Source organism: Sneathiella sp. (assembly GCF_036960985.1).
In the GTDB taxonomy this organism is placed as follows: domain Bacteria; phylum Pseudomonadota; class Alphaproteobacteria; order Sneathiellales; family Sneathiellaceae; genus Sneathiella.
This window is the reverse complement of sequence record NZ_JBALWD010000019.1, coordinates 38,384-58,279: the sequence shown is the minus strand read 5'-3', so window position 1 is coordinate 58,279 and position 19,896 is coordinate 38,384. Positions and strand designations below refer to the sequence as shown.

The window sequence follows — 19,896 nt, the reverse complement described above, 5'->3', positions numbered from 1 at the left end:
TGACACACCCTAATTTAGATTGACGGGCTGTTGCAATTGGCCTCGGTTCCACCGCCTAAGATTGCATCAATCTCTTGATAATTGACGGTCTCATCGGCTTCAAGCTTGTTGACGAGATCCTCAATGACGGCTCGGTTCGCTGTAATAATTTCGCGCCCTCGATCTTCCGCCGCCCGCAGTAGTTTGGTGACGGCGTCATCAACTTTGCTGGACATGTCTTCGCTGAAACGCCGCGGTTGTGCTATTTCGCGACCGAGGAACGGGTGCTCCTCGCTCTGCCGGACATCAACCGGTCCAATATCATCTGACATACCCCATCTAGAGACCATAGCCCGTGCCAGTTGAGTCGCGGTTTTGATATCGTCGTCCGCCCCGGAACTAACATTACCCATGAATATTTTTTCCGCACTACGCCCGGCTAGTGATACAGAAAGGCGAGCTTGGAGATAGTCTTCGGGTAAAGTATGCCGCTCCTCCGTCGGCAACATATGGGTGCCACCCAATGCCCGACCTCGAGGTATAATCGTGACTTTGTAAAGAGGATCTGCGTTCGGCAGAAAATAGGCAACGGCCGTATGCCCCGCCTCATGGACCGCCAGGCGATGGTGCTCGTCTGGCTGGATGGCCAGGGTGCGAACGGTTCCCATGATTATTTTGTCTCGCATTTCATCAAAATGAAGCATGGAGATTTCATCAACTCCCTCCCGGGCGGCAGCGATGGCTGCCTCATTCACCAGATTTTTAAGATCCGCCCCGGAAAATCCCGGGCAATTTGCGGCAACAATACCCAGATCAATGTCAGCCCCCAGCGGCGTTTTCCGCGTATGTACTTCCAAAATGGCCTTCCGCGCCGCTTTGTCCGGGAGTTCAAGAGTTACATGGCGGTCAAAACGTCCGGGACGTAAAAGTGCAGGATCTAGTACATCAGGTCGGTTTGTGGCTGCCAAAACAATAACGGTTTCGTGGCCCGTAAAACCGTCCATTTCTGACAGGATCTGATTGAGTGTCTGCTCCCTTTCGTCATTGCCTCCGCCCACCCCTGTGCCACGCACACGCCCCACAGCATCTAATTCATCGATGAAGATAATGCTGGGCGCGCGTTTTTTTGCTTCTTCAAACATCTTGCGAACCCGGGAGGCACCGACACCGACAAACATTTCGATAAATTCGGATGCAGAAATATTGAAAAAATTGACGCCGGCTTCACCAGCAAGGGCGCGGGCCAGTAATGTTTTTCCAGTTCCGGGAGGCCCGACGAGAAGCACGCCATGAGGCGCCTCGGCGCCGAGATTTTCGTAGACTTCGGGATGTTTGAGAAAATCCACCAGTTCAGCAACTTCCTGTTTTGCTGATTCCTGACCCGCAACGTCGTCAAACGTGACCCGGCGACCAGCTTTTTCTTCGCGTTTGGCGGACCCGACAAGGAAATCACTTGAATTACGACCACCAAATCTGTCCTTCAGGTTGCCTTGCATCCGCCACATAATGAATAAGTAAATGCCGATAAATATGATCCAGGGCAGCAGCGAAAGAATCCAATTTCTACCTTCCGTTACCGGTGAATTCCAGATGGCCACCTTTTTGGCTTCCAGTAATTTCAGTAATTCCGGATCGCCGCCGTCGGGAAGGACTGTCTCGACGGTAGTTACTGACACACCGTCAGGCCCGAGCGGGGACGACACTTTTAACTCTGCGGTGGCGTCCTGACCTTCCAGTTTTACTACTTTAATGGCATCTTCCGAGACGAGCTGCTTGAAGTCACTATAGGCGACAACTGCTTTTGTCATAGTGGGTTGCAGCTGGGTTGTGAGTAAAGAACCAGCGAAAAAAATCCCTACAACAACGAACCATACCCAAGCCGGTATTTGTTTCATATTGAACTCCCACTCAAGACCCTAGAAATGTGGTGTAAGATATTGACTAATGTCAATCTGCGTAAATTTAGTCGCGACGTCTTATCTCCTCGCAAGCTGTAACAATAGCAGATTGGATATCTTTATGTTGGGATTCCACCGCACGAGCGAGAGATTTGAGCTCAAACCGCAGGCCATGAAGCTGATCGATTAGCGACAATACTATTGGGATAGCGTCGTTATTGACTGCCATATCTATCTTTAGCTGTCGTACCAGCTCCAGCCGTGCAACATCTATGTCGCTAAAATGGTATCCTGCACTGGTCTCAGCAGGTGCAATCCACCCTCGTTTTACCCAGAGCCGGAGTCGTTTTAGGGAAACACCCTGTAGCCGCTCGACAAGTTCCTGTTCTGTTATCATCATATTGCTCCTTCCAGATTCTTGCGTACTGCATAACTATTTTTCTGTTGCCAAGACTCGAAAAAGGCCTGTAATTCCGGATCAATATTCTTCGGTAGCACTATTTTCAATTGTACGAGCTGGTCTCCTGTTGTCTTCTTCCCGGAGGCGGAGATGCCTTTGCCCTTCAGTCGCAGGATCTGGCCGCTGCTGGCGCCTACTGGGATTGCCATGGTGACGGTGCCCTGGATCGTTGGGACCGGTATTTTTGCACCGAGAACGGCTTCATCAAGGGAAATGGGCAGTTCCAGAAGTATATTCCGCTTGTCCCGTTTGAAATTCCGGTGAGGGAAAATCTCGATTTTGACGAAGGCGTCTCCGCTAGAACCGCCGTTTCCACCTGGCGTGCCCTTTCCCTTCAGGCGCAAGTTCTGACCATCTTCGATGCCAGCAGGAACGGTAACATCGAGATTTGACCCGTCCGGCATGGTAATACGACGCTTGGCACCGCAGACCGCGTCCAGAAAATCAACTTTTAGTTGATATTGTACATCTGATCCGCGATATGGCCCATCAGGCTTCCAGCCGGTTGAACCCTTCGCGTGGGCACGGCCGAAGAGCTCTGAAAACAAATCACTTTCATCACCAAAATCGCTGAAACCTCCCGTATTATAGTAATGATGTTCCGGTCCTGATTCTGCATAGGATCGATAATATTGTTGCTGAGGCTGAGACTTTTCATTGCCCGCAGCGTCAATCTCGCCACGGTCGAAACGAGCGCGTTGCTCCTTATCACTCAGCAGCGCATGGGCTGATGAGATTTCCTTGAACCGCTCCTCTGCCCTGGCGTCACCCGGATTGAGATCAGGATGAAGCTCTTTCGCCAACTGACGGTAGGCGGATTTTATTTCCTTTTCCGATGCATCCGGCTTAATACCCAGAAGCTCGTATGGATTGCCTTTCATGTATTAGCCTCATATTATTAAATATCGAGTATTCAGGATCCGGATTTTGCAGCTACAGTATCATATCTGTGACTGATCGGATTGATTTCGCACAATTGGATAGACGATCATAGACATAACCATACTCCTATTTGTATTGCTGAATTAGCGGTTCCTAATAAATTGACGGAGAACAGCCTGAAACGCCTTCGCTCTATGAGACTCAAAGAACTGGTCTTGAAATAGTTGAACCCCAAATGAGCGAGGATCCCTGTGGGCTTAGTTCATTGTGAATTTAGTACTTAAGGCTGCTATTACTTTTAGTAAACAAAGATGTCCATTCGCATCATTTTGAAGAGATCCCGAACATCCAGTTTTCTGCGTCGAAGCGTTTCCGCACCCTCACATTGGGCTTTTATCCTGGAATTTGTTGCGCCTTGTCATTCCACCAGCTTTTGGGATGAAGAAGATGCATCGCTCACGATAGTCTTTCACGTCAAATCCGGATAAGCTGAAAGTCGAAGGGGATTTTGGGGTAGCTGAGTTTGTGCCATATCCCTGTTCCTTTTTGATCAAAAGTGCGTAAAGACGCTTCTATTAAACCTCAGATATCGATACATTGATCTAAGTCAAAAGCGGCGCTTTCGAAGACGGCCAATGTATTTTTCAACGTGTCGATCTCGGTGCCGCTGGCATCGACGGGAAGCCAGTTATTAGAGCCGGTATCGCTTCTGAGCTGTTGATGAACAATGTCAGGCGTGGCGTCCGATGCGTCACCCCTGCGAAGGACTACCCGCAGAGACATTTGTGCCTCATCTGCCGTCAACCAAAGGCCGATAAACGGGATATCGAATTCCTTGGCGAGGGTTTCAAATGCGCGGCGCTCATGCTCTTTGGAGAAAACCGCATCAACGATGACGCGTTGCCCAACTTTAAGGGTAATTCTTGCCTTGCGTAGTAGGTGATCATAAACTTGGGTATCTGCGGTTTTTGTGTAGCCTTTTGATCCGAGCCTGTCCGTTTCCGCCACATCGAAAATCTGTTTACGCTCCGTATCACTTCGCAAATGAAGAAATCCCGGTGCATGGTCAAGAGAGCCGGCCAGCCGTTCTGCGAGGGTTGTTTTTCCTGTTCCGGAAAAACCGCCAATGGCAATCAACAATGGTTTTTTTGGACGCAAATAGTGCAGCGCCGCGTGAAAATAGATGCCTGCTTCCCGGGTTTTAGCACCCGCTTTTTTGCCTGTGCACTGCCGGGCGTGATCCACGCAGACCATGGCGCGAATACCGGCTCTCAGGGCCAGGAACAGGGGCATGGCCTTAAGCCCGTATATATCTTCGTATTTGCTCGACAAAAAAAGATATTTGTTCAGTATTCTGTTTGCCGTGGGGCTAAGGCCCTGGTAATCCAGATCCATCAGCAGGAAGGCGAGGTCGTATAAAACGTCAATGGTGGCCAGGTCTTCGTCAAACTCCAAGGCGTCGAACGGCAAGGGTTCGTCATCAATCATCACGATATTACGAAGATGCAGGTCCCCATGGCAGCGACGAACAAACCCGCGACGCCCGCGCCAGCGAAGGCAATAGTAGGTGCGGTCTAGATTTTCTCTCGCCAATGTCTCGAATTCAGCAGCTTGTCCGGTCGAAAATATTTCAGGGGCTGCCCAGAATGCGAGAGCAAGCTCCTCAATCAGAGCAGAAATCTTCTGTGGGCCATCGCTGATGACGACGCTAGGGGCTAATCGATGATATCTGAGGATCGCCGTCGTCAGTTTTTCGATAAGGGGTTTCTCTGCAAGTTTGGCATGGGGAAGATGATCCAGCATTTTTTCCTGATCGAAACGCTTCATACGGATTGCCCACTCGATAGGTGATCCTTTGCCATTGAGTGCTAGTGATCCGTTGGTCTCGATGGTTATGGGTAGTATGTCTATATAAAGGCCGGGAGCATATGGCCGATTGATATCAAGCTCATGCTGGCAATAGTAGTGACGTTTTTCTAGCGTCGAGAAATCCATATAGGGAAGCTTGACATCTTTCTTTACTTTATACGCTAGGTTGCCCGCCAGAAATACAACGGCGCCATGGGTTTCATGGACTTCAACATAGTCAGGCGGGGCTTGATAGCTGGAAGGCCGACGCAAAAAAGCGAAAACCTCTTCCTGCGAACGGACATCTGTCACCGGAAATTTGTCCAGCTTGTTATTTTGCATGGCTACCTCCGCAGATATAATAGGCAGATCCTTTTGTCACATCGTTGATCTGGATCAAGGTAATCAGCGTATCTTCATTTAAAATTCCCGCTTTATTGAAAATGTTAGGAGGCATAGATGAAGGGGACGCGCACCTGGGTTGTTGTTGCAAACAGTACTCATGCACGGTTCTTGCTGAATGATGGACCGGGTCATGGTCTGGTGGAAATCAGGGACCTCGATTTAAAGCAGGATCACTTGGACGCCCACGACTTGGCGGCAGATCGTTCAGGCCGGACGTTTGATTCCAACGGACCCAGTAAACACGCTATGGAACCTTCCCGAGACCTTGTCCGTCTTGAAGAGAAAAAATTTGCAGGTAAAGTCGCGGTCCTTTTGGAAAATAAGCTTAAGGAAGATTGTTTTGATCGGTTGATACTCGTTGCTGCACCCACCACGCTTGGCGATATCCGAGAAGCGTTGCCTAACCATGTTGCAAAGCGTGTGGCAAAAGATGTTCCCAAGAATTTGAATCATATACCCAACGCCAAATTAACCGGCTACATAGGAAAATTCCTGGCGGTTTAAAACGTTGATATATGTCAATGCCGAGCAAGGATTTCCCCGTTTGTGGCATATTTTGTGGGAAATTGCCCTACATAGATAGTTGTGTGTTAACACGCGCAAAATGACTTAACCCACTTTTACATCTCAATTGAGGAATACTGTCAATGCAAAAACCAACACTGCGCCACGGATTTAAGCAGCTGCTTGCAGAAGCCAACGCCGTCATCGAAATAGTATCAATACAAGACCTTCTATATTTGATGGATGCTCCGGACGTTGTGCTTGTCGATGTCAGGGAACAGGTAGAGAGAGGCTTAGACGGAGGCATCCCGGGATCAGTCCACGCGCCGCGCGGAATGCTGGAATTTCAGGCTGATCCTGAAAGTCCGGCTTATAATGACGCTTTGGATCCAGAGAAACGACTGGTGCTTTACTGTGCTAGTGGAGGGCGCTCTGCGTTGGCTGCGAAAACTCTGATTGATATGGGATTTTCGGATGTTAGTTCTTTAGCTGGTGGCTTTCAGGCTTGGAAAGCAGCAGAAGAAAAATAATGTTCACGCAATCTTTGCGAAACATCGGCCGAAGGGATCGGCGGGGGACATCCGGCAATGTCAAACTTTGAGCTAAGCCTCAGCGAATTTGAAGATCTCTCCGCATATTTCGAAACGTTGATGCGCCAAGTTCACTGATTGATCCATATCAAAGCGTCTTATTTTTGGTCGCCTATAATGAAAAGATTAATCTAATATTGGGGATCAGTTATGGGCTACAAAACCATCCTCGTACATGCTAGCAATCTTGACAGGTCAAAAGAAACGTTAAATGTCGCTGTTATGATGCCCACTTAATTGGCCTTTTTGTTTGCCCCGGAATTCAGATTCATCCTTCGATCGGCATGTATATCCCCGGCGAAGCTTTACTGCCTCACAAGCAATATCATCTTGAACAGGCGCTAAAAATTCGCGCGCTGTTTGAAAAAGTAACAGCAGGCGAAGGTATTTCCGCAGAATGGCGGCAAGAAGAGTCTGAGCTCCCAAATATTTCACAAAATGTCATTAAAAGTGCTCATGCGGCAGATTTGGTTATCCTTGGCCAGGCAAATGAAGATAAAGATGACGCAAATATACGAGAAGTCGCTGGTGACGTCTTGATGGAATGCGGTCGACCGGTATTGCTGGTGCCTTATTCGGGTACATTCGCCGAAATTGGTTACCATATTCTAGTGGGTTGGAATGGATCGTGGGAATCGGCAAGGGCCGTATTCGATGCCTTGCCTTTCCTGAAATCCGTAAATCAAGTTCATTTGCACTGGGCTGCGCTTGTACAACCCGATAGTGAAGAGAAAATTATTCTGGGAGCCGATCTGGCCGCAACTTTGGCCGACATGATGTGAAGGTTTCAGCAGAAACAAATTTCAATCCAGACCTTTCCGACAGCGATGAGCTTCTTTCCTATGTGAGGCAAAGGGGCGCCGACCGGCATTGTCACATTAACTTTCTATGCGCAATATCTCGATGAGTATCAGAATGTGGATTATTGTATTTCAAAGACTTAGGAGCTTATCAATTCTTTCATTAAGACTAAAATGGACAAGTGTTGAGTTAATGTGACAACACTCTAAATACTTCCTAGTTCCTTGAAACAAAAAAATATTTATTTGATAAGCATCAAGATTTGGTATTTAGAAAGGGTAACCTGACAATATCTTTTAGAGTGTATTTTTGTGCCATTCGTTGCTGATGTGTGAAAGTGATATTCCGACATAGGCGTCATCATCTAAAAGCTCTAAAACACGGGGTGGCGTAAGCGGCAGTTCGGAAATCGCTTTTCCCGTTGCATTGGCAACGGCACAGGCAACCGATGCGCCAACATTCAAAATCGGGACTTCGCCAGCGCCCTTTGTACCGAATGGCCCGCTTGAAGGCGCCCCTTCAAACAGCTCAAACTCTATCGGCAACACGTCTCCTGCAAGCGGAAGCCTATATGTTTCGAAACTAGTTTGGTCAAAAGCACCGTCCGCATTGATAGTAATTTCTTCTTGGAGGGCATAACCCAACCCTTGAACAACGCCACCCTGGATCTGGCCATGGATGGCGCGAGGGTTTAGAGCCCGTCCTACATCTTGAACAATGCGGTAGGAAATAACATCGACATGTCCAGTATCTGGGTCAACTGCGACTTCACAATCATGTACGGTAAAAACAGGGATATCTAGCGCATCAATAAAGTGACCTGATGCACAACCGGGCATCGCTTTAACGCCAGGATTGGTGAAGGCGCCGCTTCCTGAAATGGGGCCAAAATCAATTTCTGCTTGTTGTACAATTGTCTGAATGGTTGCACCGGATCCTGGGTGGCCTTTGATTTCAACCCGTTTGTTTTTTAGGATCAAATCATCAGCCTTCGTTTGTAGCATTTGGCTGGCGACCGAAAGCAATTTGTTTCTCACTTCGTCGCAAGCCGCCACGCTAGCTGCGCCGATTGATACTGTTGTGCGACCACCCCCGACGCCCAAGTCACGGCCTGAAGCGTCAGTATCCGCTGTTTTTACTATCACGTCACTTGGATGAAGGCCAAGACTAGCCGCGACAATCTGTGGTAGTGATTGCATCATGGTTCCGGATCCAATCTCGACACCTGACGTCACAAGAGTCACACTACCATCAAAGTTCAAATTGACAGTTGCCGCTGATGGTCCAACAAAAACAAACCAGGTGCCGACCGTCGTTGCACGTCCGTATAGCCGACCATCAGGAAGTTTTTTTGCTACGTCGTTAACAGGGTATTTCGCGAGAATTCTTTCAAGCATTGGCCCAAGAACATTTCCCTCAAACACTTGCCCAGTGGCACCTATATCGGCGTTGCCAACAACATTGCGGCGGCGAAACTCAATCTGGTCCATTTCAATCGCTTTGCAGATTTCGTCAGTATGTCGTTCGAGCGCGAAGGTGTTGTAGACGCCATTACACGCGCGAAACGCACCGTTTGGCGGCGTGTTTGTGTAGACCGCACGACTTGAAATACGCACCGAGCCGAGTTTATAATTGCCACCAAGTGTGTGAGCCGTCATGCTTGTAAGGAACACTTGTTCTCCTCCATAAGCGCCGCAATCCATCAAAACAGTTGCTTCTCGGCCTACGATTTCACCTTCTTTAGTAACTGCCGAGCGAATACGGATTTCTGCATTTTCACGGCAAAGGCAGGTCATTTGCTCATCTCGCCTCGAGTTGAAGAGCGAAACACTTCGGCCAGATTTCTTGGCTAGAATGGCGGCATAGGGTTCCAGCGAACAATCAAATTTTAGGCCAAAGCCACCGCCGACAGCAGGTACTGTTACTTGGACCTGTGCATCAGGAATACCCAACACCTTTGCTGTCACGTGTCGAACAGTCCACGGTACTTGCGTCGACGTGTGAATATGATATCGACCATCCTCATATGATGCGACTACCGCCCGGGGCTCAAAAGGCACGTGACTTTGTCGCCCTACCCGGTAACATCCTTCAACAATTGACACATCTTCGCGAGAAAATGCAGCTTTTGTATCGCCACGCTCTACGGTTGCTTCCCAAGCGATGTTTCCCCCTCGCGAGGCACCATCCAAAAGGATCTCATAGTTTTTCCAATTTGGGTGAACTAGCGGAGCTTCCTTTCTTAGCGCCTCCTCCATAGTTAGAAGGGCGCGATCCATTTCAAGCGTGACCTTTATTGCCGCCACTGCAGCTTCAGCCTGAGCCTTTGTGAAGGCTGCCACTGCGGCAATTGGTTCACCATGGTAGCGGATAATTTTACTGGCAAATATAGGTTGATCTGAAATACCAATACCGTGTAGGCCCGGTGCATCTAAATGGGTTGAAATTGCCTTTACGCCGGGCATTTTTTTTGCTTCAGAGGTATCAATGCTGATCAATCGGGCGCTCGGGACAGTAGCTCGTAATAGCACAGCATGAAGGGCGTCTGAGCCGCCGATGTCGACTGTATACTTGGTGCGACCGCGCAATTTGTCTCGTGCATCGCGGCGCGGGAAGTCCATAACGGCGTCTCTTGAATTTAATTTGCTGCTCATGGTGCCACCTCTACATTTTTCTGCGACGGAGTTTGTTCAAGAGACTGCAATGACATCAGGGCATCAATAATGCGTTCATAGCCTGTGCACCGACAAATATTTCCTGTCATCGCGAATTTTATTTCATCACGACTAGGGTTCGGGTTTTTTTTAAGAAATGCTGATAGGCTCATAACCATGCCGGGAAAACACATGCCGCACTGGACTACATCAAAGTCCTCAAAAGCTTGCTGGACGATGTTGAGTTCATCCATTGATGCAATGCCTTCGATGGTGGTGACGTCGGCGCCATCCAGGACACCGATTGGTTGAAGGCAAGACATTATGGGGCTGCCATTGACGTGAACGGTGCACGCGCCGCAAAATCCTTCGTTGCAAACAGCCTTTGCCCCTGTTAGGTGGAAGTGTTTGCGGAGTACCTCCAATAGTGAAGATCGAGGATCTCCGTGATAATTTCTCGTGTCGCCGTTGATGGTCAGATTGATGATCATATGGCGCTCATATTGTATGATAAGACAGCCTCTGAAAAAGCACGCGAGGCGAGAACCGGCAATATTTTTTTGCGGTACCAAGCGGGAGCATCTGTGCCCTCGCGACCCTCAAACTCATCGACATGAGACTTTGCTAGTCCTTTAACGTCGATTTCGATAGCCCTTGCGCCAAGAATTGTCCGTTCCAATCCGATCCAACGTTTTGGCTGCATTTCTACAGAACCAACAACAATGCGGACAAAACTTATTTTGCCGCCATGGTCAAAGTCAGCGCAAAGACTGAGGTTGGCGACTGGATATTCTCCAGCTTTTCTCATCAACAATCGGGTATGTGAACTAAAACGACCACTGCGAGGTATGTGAATATGGGTGAGCAATTCTGCGTTCGTCAATCGCCGCCCATTTGCAACAAAATCGGCTACAGAGATTTTTCGCGTTCCAGAAAGACTCTGCAGTTCTATAGTTGCATCAAGCGATAAAAGTACAGGGAGTAAATCGGCGGCGGCAAACTCGGTCGTACAGATATTACCGCCAACAGTGGCCATGAGACGAATTGCGGGGTTTGCCGAGTTGTTGGCTGCGTAAAATAGACCTGCTAGGTCTTCCATGCCAACGACAGCTTTCGACAATGCATCGTGTGTGACCATACTGCCCACCTTGATCGAGGCTTCACTAACCTCGGTAACGTGCAATTCTTCAATACCAGCAAGAGAGACAAACACTTTATTGTTGGTTTCCTGACGCGCTTCGGCACGCATCAACCAAGTACCTCCTGCAAGTAGTATGGATTTTGAGCCCGCTGATTTGAGACCAGAAAGCGCCTCTTTGATACTATTTGCAAAAATTAGTGGGCTCGACGAAATTTCGTCGGTTGTTGTTTGCATTTCGCGATAATTCCCAGCAACGTATTCCTACAATGGAATACATAACGAATATCTAGCAAAAAATTCTATTCAATGTAGTGCAGTATGGAAAATTCAAATTTTTGATTTAACGCATCTGCTTTTACGATGGCACGGTAAGGTGCCAAAAATAAAAAGTGATCAGGCCGCTGTCCTTCTGTCACTTTAGTCGGGCACTTCTCGATATATCGGGCCTCGGGCAATAACGGGTTGCAAGATATCATCGTGCAGATAATCGTGTTCTTCGTCAGGGCTTGCTGGCCGACTGATTTGTCCCGGATAGCCAAGTAGTTTACGAACACTGGCGTCCAAATAATATGCCGACGAGGCGACGAGTCCGAGTGTGCCAAAAGCCTGCGGGTCGTCCATATTTAGTTTCTCAATTGTATCGCTGGGTGACAAAGCATCAGCACGCGCTAGAGCTCGGCGCAGGTCGGCCTGCAGTTCGGGGCGCAATATTAGCACACGTTCTACATGGTTTTGATGCCCTTTAAGTTCACTAAATGCCGGCATCGACTCTGCGGAAGGTATCAATACATCTGCTAGCGCGGCCAGCGTTTCATGTTCAATGGGTTTTAAGATTTGATCGGTCATAATGCCACCGCTGCAGTGCTACGGTTTTCAATCATATGAGCTACGCAGCGCAACGCGATTGCGGCGATGGTGGCTGTCGGGTTAAAGCCAGATGAGGTGACAAACAAGCTGCCGTCAAATATGTATAAATTGGGAACGTCATGACACTGACCCCATTGGTTAGTGACTGAAGTTTTCGGATCGTTTCCCATGCGGCAAGTTCCCATTAGGTGCCATCCGCAATCACGCATCAACTCGGTTGTCGACATATCAGTTGCACCAGATGCCTCCATCGCTTCTTTTGCGCGCTCAAGGTGGTAGGCCAATAGACGTTTTGTGTTTTCTGAATTTTTGTAGATCACCTTAGGCGCGGCGATTCCGTCGGAATCTAATAATGTGTCGTCTAAGACAACTCGATTGTCGAGACTTGGCAAATCTTCGGCAATAATCCCCCATTCGAAAGACCGGCCTAATCGCTTCTTAGTAGATCGATGTAGAGTCGCTCCCCATGAATCCTCGAGCGGTTTTCCGCCGTAAACAGATCGCAGGCCAAGTGGACCACCTGTTGGCATGGCATTCCATTTTGCACCACGGACAAAGCCGCGCTTTTCATCAGTTTCATAAAACTGCATCGACTGTATTGCTTGCCCAGCAGGGCCAACCCAACTTTCCATCGGCTCATCAAAGTATCCAACGACGGCGGCAAACGGGTGCATCATCAAATTGCGCCCAACCAAGCCTGATGAATTCGCCAATCCGTCGGGGTGTGTAGCAGTCGCCGAAAGCTGCAATAGGCGCGGAGTGCCGACGCCATTGGCACACATAATGACTGTATCTGCTGTTTGCAATTGCTCGGCGCCATCACGATCCAAATAGATTGCCCCATTCGCTTTGCCTTGCGCGTTCAAGGTGATTTGGCGCACCCGGGCGCCGGTGATCAGAACAGCGCCGGATTTCAGCGCATCGGGCCAATGAGTGAGATCGGTCGAAGCTTTTGCATTTTCTGGGCAGCCTTGCATGCAAGTTCCTCGTCTCGCGCATTGGCTCAAGTTCCGATATGGGCGTGACGGGATAGCCTGTGATGCTGGCCACCAATGCCAACCCAAATCGTTCATACCTTTGGCAGCTCGTTTGCCGATCGCACCAATGGGGTGGGGCGGTAATGGCGGCGGCGACATAGGTGGGTAGGCCGGGTCGCCGGCCAAGCCCGAGACACCCATCTCGATATCGACAAGGTCATAAAACGGTTCAAGATCTTCATACTTAAACGGCCAATCATCCGCAACACCGTCGAGTGAACGAACGCGGAAATCTGACGGCATGAAGCGCTGCCAATGAGCCGCCCAAATAATGCTGCTGCCACCGACAGCGCTGTACATCAGCGGATTAACATCAGATTCTGACACGTCGATCGGATAATCTGTCGGCAGGCCGCGAACATTTGGATTAGGGTGCCAACGCTTCTGTGACATCAATTCCCATTCCGGTTTGTCACCGTAAAACTCTTCTGATTCGATTTTGCGACCCTGCTCTAAGCAAACAACACGAACCCCTGCCTCGGCCAAATGTTTCGCTGCAATAGCACCAGACACACCGGCACCGACAATGAGAACTTCAGCGCGATCAGCTTGTTTTGTCATTTTGCCTCAGCCCATTCGTACAAGTTTCTTGGCCAAATTATGTTTGATCGAGATCATTATATTCAAGTACCAGATCTAATTGCAACTTCCAAAAAGAGTCAATCCGCTACCAGGCAGACCATCCGCCATCGACAAGCAAGTTTATACCGTGGACAGAATTGGCGTCAGCTGAGGCGAGAAAAACAACCGCGCCAGTCAGTTCTTCTGGATCCAAATGCCCGATGCCATTAGGCGTGAGAGAGGCGTTTTTATCGTCGTAACCATCGATCTTTCGCAGGTCTGCATTAATTTCTGTTTTAATGTTGCCGGGCGCTACTGCATTTACATTGATCCCGAACTTTGCCAACTCCAAACACATGGCTTTGGTCATATTGATGAGCCCGCCCTTAGAAGCGCAATATGCAGCCGAGTTAGGAAAACCGCCAACACCAGCAATTGACGTTACATTGATAATTTTGCCGCTTCCGCGCGGCTTCATATTGGCTACAACCGCCTTGCTCAGAAAGAATGCCGATTTGAGATTGATGTCTAACTGACGATCCCAAATTTCTTCAGTGGTTTCTTCAATGGGTGTCGGCGTAAAAATACCGGCATTGTTGACTAAAATATCTACGCGCCCCGTTTCTGCGATCACTTGATCAACTAGCTGCTTACAATTGGCGGGTGTCGACAAATCAATCATATGAACATAAGCTTTTCCGCCATCAATTTTAATAGACTCAATGATCGCATCGGCTTCTGATTTTCTGGACCGCGCAACAACCGCTACAATTGCGCCTTCGAAAGCAAGTCGTTTGCTTATACACGCGCCAATTCCACGCGATCCACCGGTAACTATGGCCACCTTATTCTTCAACTTCATTTTCGACCTCCGCAAAGTTTGCTGTTTTAAGAACAATCTAATCTGAACTGACACCACTGAACGAAAGACTCATAAAATCCATGAACGCTTTTGTCATTGGCGTCATCGTGTTCTCAGGGTTCCATGCTAAACCGACATCCATTGTTGGAATATCTTCTGAAAGATTAACAGTTTCTATCCGTTGGCCATCAAGCGACCACGGGCGATAAACCATATCAGACAGGATTGTAACCCCCATGCCCGCGGCTACCATACTTCGCACGGACTCTGCGGCTGACGTTGTAAAAATTGTTTTTGGGCGAAGTCCTGATGGTATCCAATATTTATCGGCCGTTTGATCGGCCTCATCAATGGTCAACATGATGTAGGGCTCTTGAGAAACGTCATTAAAAGTGATGGTTGATGCTTCACATAGCGGATGATTTGACGGCAGCCAAAGGCGGCGCTTCGAGCGGAGCAAAGTTTCATACTCAAGGTGTTGCTTATCTTTAAGGTTTGACACCAGAATGACCGCAATATCGAGACCACCTTTTAGAAGGCCGGTTTCTATCTTGGGGCGGGGCAGCTCAAACATTTCAAGCTTAAGGTTTGGATAACTTCGCGTGAAGCGAACGTAGAGCTTCGTCATAAAATAACCTGCAACAGTGTTGGTCACACCGACGCGAATATTCCCTGATAAATTGGTTTCGGTTGACAACGGAGTTTGGACCGCTTCGGTGACGGCGGCCATAATATTGTGAGCATGCTGTAAAAATCGCGCTCCCTCATTGGTAAGCGAGACACCTGACGGCAGGCGTTCAAATAATGGCACTCCAACGTCTTCTTCTAGTTGGTGAATTGACGCTGTCACTGTTGACTGAGAAATATTGAATTGTTTAGCTGCTAGAGAAATTTGTCCAAAATCCGCTGCGGCGATGAAGTATCGAATTTGTTTCAACGTTAACGGCATAATTGGATCCTAGTCTGCATCTATAAAATCGATATCATTAAGCGCTTTTTTATATTTTACAATACCACTTAATCATTGCCAAACTCCAGATATTAATAATGCCGATGTAACACGATAAGGAAATAGATAATGGCGGTTACGTTGAACTGTGACATGGGAGAAGGTTTCGGCCTATACCGAATGGGTGATGACGAAGGTCTAATGCCTCTTATTTCGATTGCAAATGTTGCATGCGGTTTTCACGCATCGGATTTCAATCATATGCGAAAAACTGTTCGGCTAGCGAAGCAGTGTGGTGTCAAAGTTGGGGCACATCCATCTTTGCCAGATTTTCAAGGATTTGGTCGCCGCGAAATGAAGATGTCGCGCGAAGAGATGGCGAATTGCCTGATTTATCAGATTGGCGCGTTGAAGGGATTTCTTGACGCAGAGGGTATGAGTCTCAATCACATCAAACCGCACGGGTCGCTTTACGGTATGGCTGCTAGACAAGAGCATATTGCGGATGCCGTTTGTGATGCCGCTGACGTATTCAAGGTTCCATTGCTTGGAATGATCGGCACGCTCCATGAAACGGTGTATCCCGCGCGTGGGCATGAATTTGTGTCTGAGTTTTACGCAGATCTAGACTATAATGATGACGGCAGTTTAATCGTCACTCAAGTCCACGAAGCGTTCGACGCAATCGGCGCTGCGGCTAAATGCCTTCAAGCAATTAACGAAGATAAGGCAACAACAATTGGTGGGAACCAGATCGCTGTACGCGCAGATTCGATTTGCGTACATTCAGATACACCCAATGCGGTTGAAATAGCGACAGCTGTTCGCAAGGCAATCCAACCGTACATGGCAGATTAAGACTTAATGTTACAGGAAAACAATCGTAAAATTTTTGGTGATGGATGAGGAATAATGACAAATAAACAAGTACTATCTCCGCTTCCCGGCACGTTTTATCGGAAGCCGACTCCAGACGACCCCGTATACAAAACTGAAGGCGATAGCGTCGCTGTCGGTGACGTCGTTGGCTTGGTAGAGGTAATGAAGTCATTCCACGAAGTGACGTCGGATGTCAGTGGAACGATAAGTTCGTTTCTAATTGAAAATGAAGACGCGGTGATGGCCGGGCAGCCGATACTTGAACTGTCTGACTAATAGCAAGCAATTAAGATAAATCACGTTAGGATGTTAAAGGGCGTATCATGACTATTCGTAGGCTTATAATCGCCAATCGCGGCGAAATTGCGGTACGGATAATTCGTGCTGCGCAGGAACTGGGCATTCATACTATACAGGTGTACAGTGATGCTGACGCTAACTCTCTTGCGGTAAAGATAGCAGATGAGTCCATTAATATAGGTGGCGCGCAGGCATCAAAATCTTATTTGAATGTTTCCGCAATTATCGAAGCTGCGACAAACACCAAGGCCGATGCGGTTCATCCGGGGTACGGGTTTTTTTCGGAAAATGCTGATTTTGCAGACGCTGTGGTCGCAGCAGGAATGATTTTTGTTGGACCGAGCGGCGACACGATTCGCATGATGGGTGACAAAGTATCGGCGCGGCAAGTCGCCGCAAAGGCTGGCGTTCCGACTGTACCCGGTAGTAATGGTCGCATACAAGATATAGAAGAAGCCCGTGCGGTTGTCGATAAAACGGGCTTTCCCGTGATGATCAAGGCTGCCGCTGGTGGCGGTGGTCGTGGGATCCGGATTGTTGGCAATATGACTGAATTTGAACACCAAGCTCCACAAGCAAAGGCCGAAGCCGAAGCAGCGTTTGGTGACGGCGGTCTCTATATTGAAAAAGTTATTGACGCGGCACGTCATGTTGAAGTGCAAGTATTAGGCGACGGTATTAACGCTGTTCATTGCTATGAGCGCGAATGCTCTCTACAGCGTCGACGCCAGAAAGTGTGGGAAGAGGCTCCTGCGGCAATGCTACCAGAGAACGTTCGAACCGAACTTTGCCGCGCAGCCGTATCATTAGCTGTATCAGTTAATTACAAAGGTGCAGGCACAGTCGAATTTTTATACGATGATAAGACACAGGATTTTCATTTCATAGAGATGAATACTCGCATTCAGGTCGAGCATCCTGTTTCGGAATTGATTTGCGGAATTGATTTGGTTCGTGAGATGATCCGTATCGCTGGCGGAGAACCGTTACGCTATACCCAAAAAGACATTGTTGCGCGCGGCCATGCCATTGAAGTTCGCATTAATGCGGAAGATCCGGCAATGGATTTTATGCCTTTCCCTGGCGTCGTTGGCGAACTTACTGCACCAGGCGGACCAGGGGTTCGCTTTGATACAATGCTGTATGCAGGATATGCCATTCCTCCTTTTTATGATTCACTACTTGGTAAGTTGATCGTTTGGGACGAAGACAGAAACGCAGCAATAAATCGGTTGCAACGCGCTCTGCATGAACTCAAAATCGAAGGTGTGAAAACGACAAAACCATTGTTTATTGCCTTGGCTGCGGATGAGGAAATTCGTCATGCAAAGTTTGACACCCGATGGCTTGAGGGTTGGTTGGAGAAAAACAAAGCAAAATTGGCCTAACAGGTATAACTGGGAAGGTAAGTAATTTATGAAAACGAGATACACATTCGGCGGCGATGAACACATCTTTGTTGAGGTAGACGAAGAAATGTCTCTCGAAGCCTTTTTTAAAAGCTTGTCGATGACGAACGGCGTCCGTGACAAGAAAATAAAGGGTGTTACAGAAATATGTCCGGCAAACGCGTCCTTCCAGATCAAGTTTGACCCTGATGTGATCAGCCCTAGCGAGATGTTAGCAGAACTCAAGGAAATTGAAAAAACAGCGGAACATGCTGATCATATTATTGAAACACGAATTGTTGAAGTGCCAGTCTTCTATAAAGACCCGTGGACGCACGAAACTTTAATGCGCTTTCGAAAGCGCCATCAGGACCCCAGCGGTACTGACCTTGATTATGCGGCGAAGATCAATGGATTTGATAATGCTGATGAATTTATAAAGGCGCACCACGCCGCACCTTGGTTTGTTTCAATGGTCGGCTTTGTGGCAGGGTTACCGTTTCTTTATCAGATGGTTGATCGCGCTCGCCAGCTTGAGGTGCCGAAATATCTCAGGCCTCGCACGGATACACCAAAACTGACGGTAGGTTACGGAGGATGTTTTTCCTGTATCTATTCGGTGCGAGGTGCTGGTGGTTATCAGATGTTTGGTGTGACACCCCTGCCAATTTATGATCCCAAACAGGAAATCAGCTACCTAAAAGATTTTATGGTGTTTTTTAGGCCCGGTGACATTGTCAAGTTCGCGCCAATCGATCATGCGACACATGACAAAATCGCTGCCGATGTAGAGGCTGGAACTTACCAGCCACTAGTGAAATCAGTCACATTTTCTCTCGATGATTTCAATAAAGACATCGATGCCTACAATCACAAGCTTGAGGAGGCTCTCTATGGCGATTAAAGTCAATTCTCCGGGACTTGCGACCACAGTTCAGGATCTTGGACGCCCTGGTTATTATCATTTAGGTATTCCGATTTCGGGTGGCATGGATCGCTATGCGCTCCGGGTTGCCAACATGCTTGTTGGCAATGATGAAGGTGCGGCTGTTCTTGAAGCGGTGTTTATGGGCCCCGAGCTAGAATTCACTACCGATGCGACAGTTGCTGTCACTGGCGGTGATTTGCCGCCAAAAGTTGATGGTGACGTGCGCGACTCATGGTCGTCTTTTGAAGTAAAAGCAGGTCAGGTATTGTCGTTTGATTACCTAAAATCCGGGGCGCGAGCATATATCGCTATTTCCGGCGGCATAGACGTTCCCGTAGTGTTAGGCAGCAGATCAACTTATGCTCTCGGCGCGCTTGGCGGTCATGAAGGTCGACCGCTGATTAAAGACGATGAACTGGAATTGTTGTCAAAAAGCCTGGGGGCAGGTAGTGGAAGATCTGTGGCGCTGGAGCTTCGGCGTCTGCCAGGTGACCCTGCCGAGTTAAGGGCTCTACCGGGGCTTTACTGGCATTGGATTACCGAGAAATCAGGAGCTAACTTTTTTTCTGATATATGGAAAGTTGCGTCTGAAGCTGACCGTATCGGGTATCGTTTCAAAGGTGGTCAGAACATTCAATTCAACGAACGAAAGCGTCCATTTGGCGCGGGTTCTGATCCGTCAAATATTGTTGATGGATGTTATCCTTATGGATCGATCCAAGTGCCGGGTGGCACAGAACCAATCGTTCTGCATCGTGATGCAGTGTCGGGCGGCGGGTATTTTATGGTTGGTACCGTGATTTCCGCTGATATGGATTTGATTGGACAACTTCAACCGCATTCCGAAACCCGTTTCGTCAAAGTAGATATGGAAGAGGCGCTTGCAGCGCGTCAAAATCGGAGGGATATGCTCAATAAGATAAGGGAATCATTGAGATAGCTTAAAAAGGAAAAGGGCTGTTG

19 protein-coding genes are annotated in these 19,896 nt (G+C 48.3%); 8 read left to right on the top strand and 11 right to left on the bottom strand.

The window, feature by feature from the left end; translation table 11 throughout:
• Positions 1–14 precede the first annotated feature (14 nt).
• The 4 genes from ftsH to V7723_RS12235 form a co-directional block, all read right to left on the bottom strand.
• Positions 15–1,874, bottom strand: coding sequence for an ATP-dependent zinc metalloprotease FtsH (gene ftsH / locus V7723_RS12250; protein ID WP_335684762.1), 1,860 nt, complete (start codon positions 1,872–1,874; stop codon positions 15–17).
• 67 nt (positions 1,875–1,941) lie between these two features.
• Positions 1,942–2,277: a MerR family transcriptional regulator gene (locus V7723_RS12245; RefSeq protein WP_335684761.1), complete on the bottom strand. Its 336-nt coding sequence runs from the start codon at positions 2,275–2,277 to the stop codon at positions 1,942–1,944.
• On the bottom strand, positions 2,274–3,218 hold the full coding sequence (locus V7723_RS12240; protein WP_335684760.1) for a DnaJ C-terminal domain-containing protein: 945 nt from the start codon (positions 3,216–3,218) through the stop codon (positions 2,274–2,276). Before V7723_RS12240 ends, V7723_RS12245 begins: the two co-directional genes overlap by 4 nt.
• Positions 3,219–3,801: 583 nt before the next feature.
• Positions 3,802–5,409, bottom strand: a complete 1,608-nt coding sequence (locus V7723_RS12235) for a bifunctional aminoglycoside phosphotransferase/ATP-binding protein (RefSeq protein WP_335684759.1) — start codon at positions 5,407–5,409, stop codon at positions 3,802–3,804.
• 117 nt (positions 5,410–5,526) lie between these two features.
• Between V7723_RS12235 and V7723_RS12230 the strand changes: the two genes are divergently transcribed.
• The 3 genes from V7723_RS12230 to V7723_RS12220 all read left to right on the top strand — a co-directional run bounded on the left by V7723_RS12230 (position 5,527) and on the right by V7723_RS12220 (position 7,348).
• Positions 5,527–5,976, top strand: coding sequence for a host attachment protein (locus V7723_RS12230; RefSeq protein WP_335684758.1), 450 nt, complete (start codon positions 5,527–5,529; stop codon positions 5,974–5,976).
• A gap of 143 nt (positions 5,977–6,119) precedes the next feature.
• Positions 6,120–6,506, top strand: a complete 387-nt coding sequence (locus V7723_RS12225; RefSeq protein ID WP_335684757.1) for a rhodanese-like domain-containing protein — start codon at positions 6,120–6,122, stop codon at positions 6,504–6,506.
• Positions 6,507–6,850: 344 nt separating this feature from the next.
• Entirely contained in the window at positions 6,851–7,348 is a 498-nt protein-coding gene (locus tag V7723_RS12220; protein WP_335684756.1) for a hypothetical protein, read from the top strand.
• A 315-nt stretch (positions 7,349–7,663) separates the two neighbouring features.
• Here the strand turns inward: V7723_RS12220 and V7723_RS12215 are convergent, their stop codons facing one another.
• The 7 genes from V7723_RS12215 to V7723_RS12185 form a co-directional block, all read right to left on the bottom strand.
• Positions 7,664–10,021 (bottom strand): xanthine dehydrogenase family protein molybdopterin-binding subunit, encoded by a 2,358-nt coding sequence (locus V7723_RS12215; RefSeq protein ID WP_335684755.1) that lies wholly within the window; start codon positions 10,019–10,021, stop codon positions 7,664–7,666.
• Positions 10,018–10,512 carry a (2Fe-2S)-binding protein gene (locus tag V7723_RS12210; protein WP_335684754.1) on the bottom strand — a complete coding sequence of 165 codons (495 nt, stop codon included), beginning with the start codon at positions 10,510–10,512 and terminating at the stop codon, positions 10,018–10,020. The genes V7723_RS12215 and V7723_RS12210 overlap by 4 nt, the downstream gene beginning before the upstream one ends.
• Positions 10,509–11,396, bottom strand: coding sequence for an FAD binding domain-containing protein (locus tag V7723_RS12205; RefSeq protein WP_335684753.1), 888 nt, complete (start codon positions 11,394–11,396; stop codon positions 10,509–10,511). Before V7723_RS12205 ends, V7723_RS12210 begins: the two co-directional genes overlap by 4 nt.
• A gap of 183 nt (positions 11,397–11,579) precedes the next feature.
• Complete coding sequence (locus V7723_RS12200) at positions 11,580–12,008, bottom strand: hypothetical protein (protein WP_335684752.1); 429 nt, start codon at positions 12,006–12,008, stop codon at positions 11,580–11,582.
• A complete protein-coding gene (locus V7723_RS12195) occupies positions 12,005–13,627 on the bottom strand; it encodes a GMC family oxidoreductase (protein ID WP_335684751.1) in 1,623 nt (540 codons plus the stop codon). Before V7723_RS12195 ends, V7723_RS12200 begins: the two co-directional genes overlap by 4 nt.
• A gap of 106 nt (positions 13,628–13,733) precedes the next feature.
• Positions 13,734–14,489: an SDR family NAD(P)-dependent oxidoreductase gene (locus tag V7723_RS12190; protein WP_335684750.1), complete on the bottom strand. Its 756-nt coding sequence runs from the start codon at positions 14,487–14,489 to the stop codon at positions 13,734–13,736.
• A 37-nt stretch (positions 14,490–14,526) separates the two neighbouring features.
• Entirely contained in the window at positions 14,527–15,438 is a 912-nt protein-coding gene (locus tag V7723_RS12185; protein WP_335684749.1) for a LysR family transcriptional regulator, read from the bottom strand.
• 129 nt (positions 15,439–15,567) lie between these two features.
• Between V7723_RS12185 and V7723_RS12180 the strand changes: the two genes are divergently transcribed.
• From V7723_RS12180 to V7723_RS12160, 5 genes are read left to right on the top strand one after another with little or no spacing between them, the layout of a single operon-like run.
• The gene (locus V7723_RS12180; RefSeq protein WP_335684748.1) at positions 15,568–16,296 is read left to right on the top strand and encodes a LamB/YcsF family protein; all 729 of its coding nucleotides are present in this window, start codon (positions 15,568–15,570) and stop codon (positions 16,294–16,296) included.
• A gap of 54 nt (positions 16,297–16,350) precedes the next feature.
• Positions 16,351–16,593 (top strand): acetyl-CoA carboxylase, encoded by a 243-nt coding sequence (locus V7723_RS12175; protein ID WP_335684747.1) that lies wholly within the window; start codon positions 16,351–16,353, stop codon positions 16,591–16,593.
• Between the two features lie 47 nt (positions 16,594–16,640).
• Positions 16,641–18,005, top strand: coding sequence for an acetyl-CoA carboxylase biotin carboxylase subunit (locus tag V7723_RS12170; RefSeq protein WP_335684746.1), 1,365 nt, complete (start codon positions 16,641–16,643; stop codon positions 18,003–18,005).
• 28 nt (positions 18,006–18,033) lie between these two features.
• A complete protein-coding gene (locus V7723_RS12165) occupies positions 18,034–18,909 on the top strand; it encodes a 5-oxoprolinase subunit B family protein (protein WP_335684745.1) in 876 nt (291 codons plus the stop codon).
• Complete coding sequence (locus V7723_RS12160) at positions 18,899–19,873, top strand: biotin-dependent carboxyltransferase family protein (protein WP_335684744.1); 975 nt, start codon at positions 18,899–18,901, stop codon at positions 19,871–19,873. Before V7723_RS12165 ends, V7723_RS12160 begins: the two co-directional genes overlap by 11 nt.
• The last annotated feature ends 23 nt before the right edge of the window (positions 19,874–19,896 follow it).

Excerpts from the sequence above, each read along its gene's own strand:
- V7723_RS12200 (WP_335684752.1), bottom strand. The coding sequence starts at position 12,008 with ATGACCGATCAAATCTTAAAACCCATTGAACATGAAACGCTGGCCGCG.
- V7723_RS12235 (WP_335684759.1), bottom strand. The coding sequence starts at position 5,409 with ATGCAAAATAACAAGCTGGACAAATTTCCGGTGACAGATGTCCGTTCG.
- V7723_RS12195 (WP_335684751.1), bottom strand. The coding sequence starts at position 13,627 with ATGACAAAACAAGCTGATCGCGCTGAAGTTCTCATTGTCGGTGCCGGT.
- V7723_RS12210 (WP_335684754.1), bottom strand. The coding sequence starts at position 10,512 with ATGATCATCAATCTGACCATCAACGGCGACACGAGAAATTATCACGGA.
- V7723_RS12220 (WP_335684756.1), top strand. The coding sequence starts at position 6,851 with ATGTATATCCCCGGCGAAGCTTTACTGCCTCACAAGCAATATCATCTT.
- V7723_RS12175 (WP_335684747.1), top strand. The coding sequence starts at position 16,351 with ATGACAAATAAACAAGTACTATCTCCGCTTCCCGGCACGTTTTATCGG.
- V7723_RS12245 (WP_335684761.1), bottom strand. The coding sequence starts at position 2,277 with ATGATGATAACAGAACAGGAACTTGTCGAGCGGCTACAGGGTGTTTCC.
- V7723_RS12165 (WP_335684745.1), top strand. The coding sequence starts at position 18,034 with ATGAAAACGAGATACACATTCGGCGGCGATGAACACATCTTTGTTGAG.
- V7723_RS12230 (WP_335684758.1), top strand. The coding sequence starts at position 5,527 with ATGAAGGGGACGCGCACCTGGGTTGTTGTTGCAAACAGTACTCATGCA.
- V7723_RS12190 (WP_335684750.1), bottom strand. The coding sequence starts at position 14,489 with ATGAAGTTGAAGAATAAGGTGGCCATAGTTACCGGTGGATCGCGTGGA.
- V7723_RS12180 (WP_335684748.1), top strand. The coding sequence starts at position 15,568 with ATGGCGGTTACGTTGAACTGTGACATGGGAGAAGGTTTCGGCCTATAC.
- V7723_RS12160 (WP_335684744.1), top strand. The coding sequence starts at position 18,899 with ATGGCGATTAAAGTCAATTCTCCGGGACTTGCGACCACAGTTCAGGAT.
- V7723_RS12225 (WP_335684757.1), top strand. The coding sequence starts at position 6,120 with ATGCAAAAACCAACACTGCGCCACGGATTTAAGCAGCTGCTTGCAGAA.
- V7723_RS12170 (WP_335684746.1), top strand. The coding sequence starts at position 16,641 with ATGACTATTCGTAGGCTTATAATCGCCAATCGCGGCGAAATTGCGGTA.
- V7723_RS12185 (WP_335684749.1), bottom strand. The coding sequence starts at position 15,438 with ATGCCGTTAACGTTGAAACAAATTCGATACTTCATCGCCGCAGCGGAT.
- ftsH (WP_335684762.1), bottom strand. The coding sequence starts at position 1,874 with ATGAAACAAATACCGGCTTGGGTATGGTTCGTTGTTGTAGGGATTTTT.
- V7723_RS12205 (WP_335684753.1), bottom strand. The coding sequence starts at position 11,396 with ATGCAAACAACAACCGACGAAATTTCGTCGAGCCCACTAATTTTTGCA.
- V7723_RS12215 (WP_335684755.1), bottom strand. The coding sequence starts at position 10,021 with ATGAGCAGCAAATTAAATTCAAGAGACGCCGTTATGGACTTCCCGCGC.
- V7723_RS12240 (WP_335684760.1), bottom strand. The coding sequence starts at position 3,218 with ATGAAAGGCAATCCATACGAGCTTCTGGGTATTAAGCCGGATGCATCG.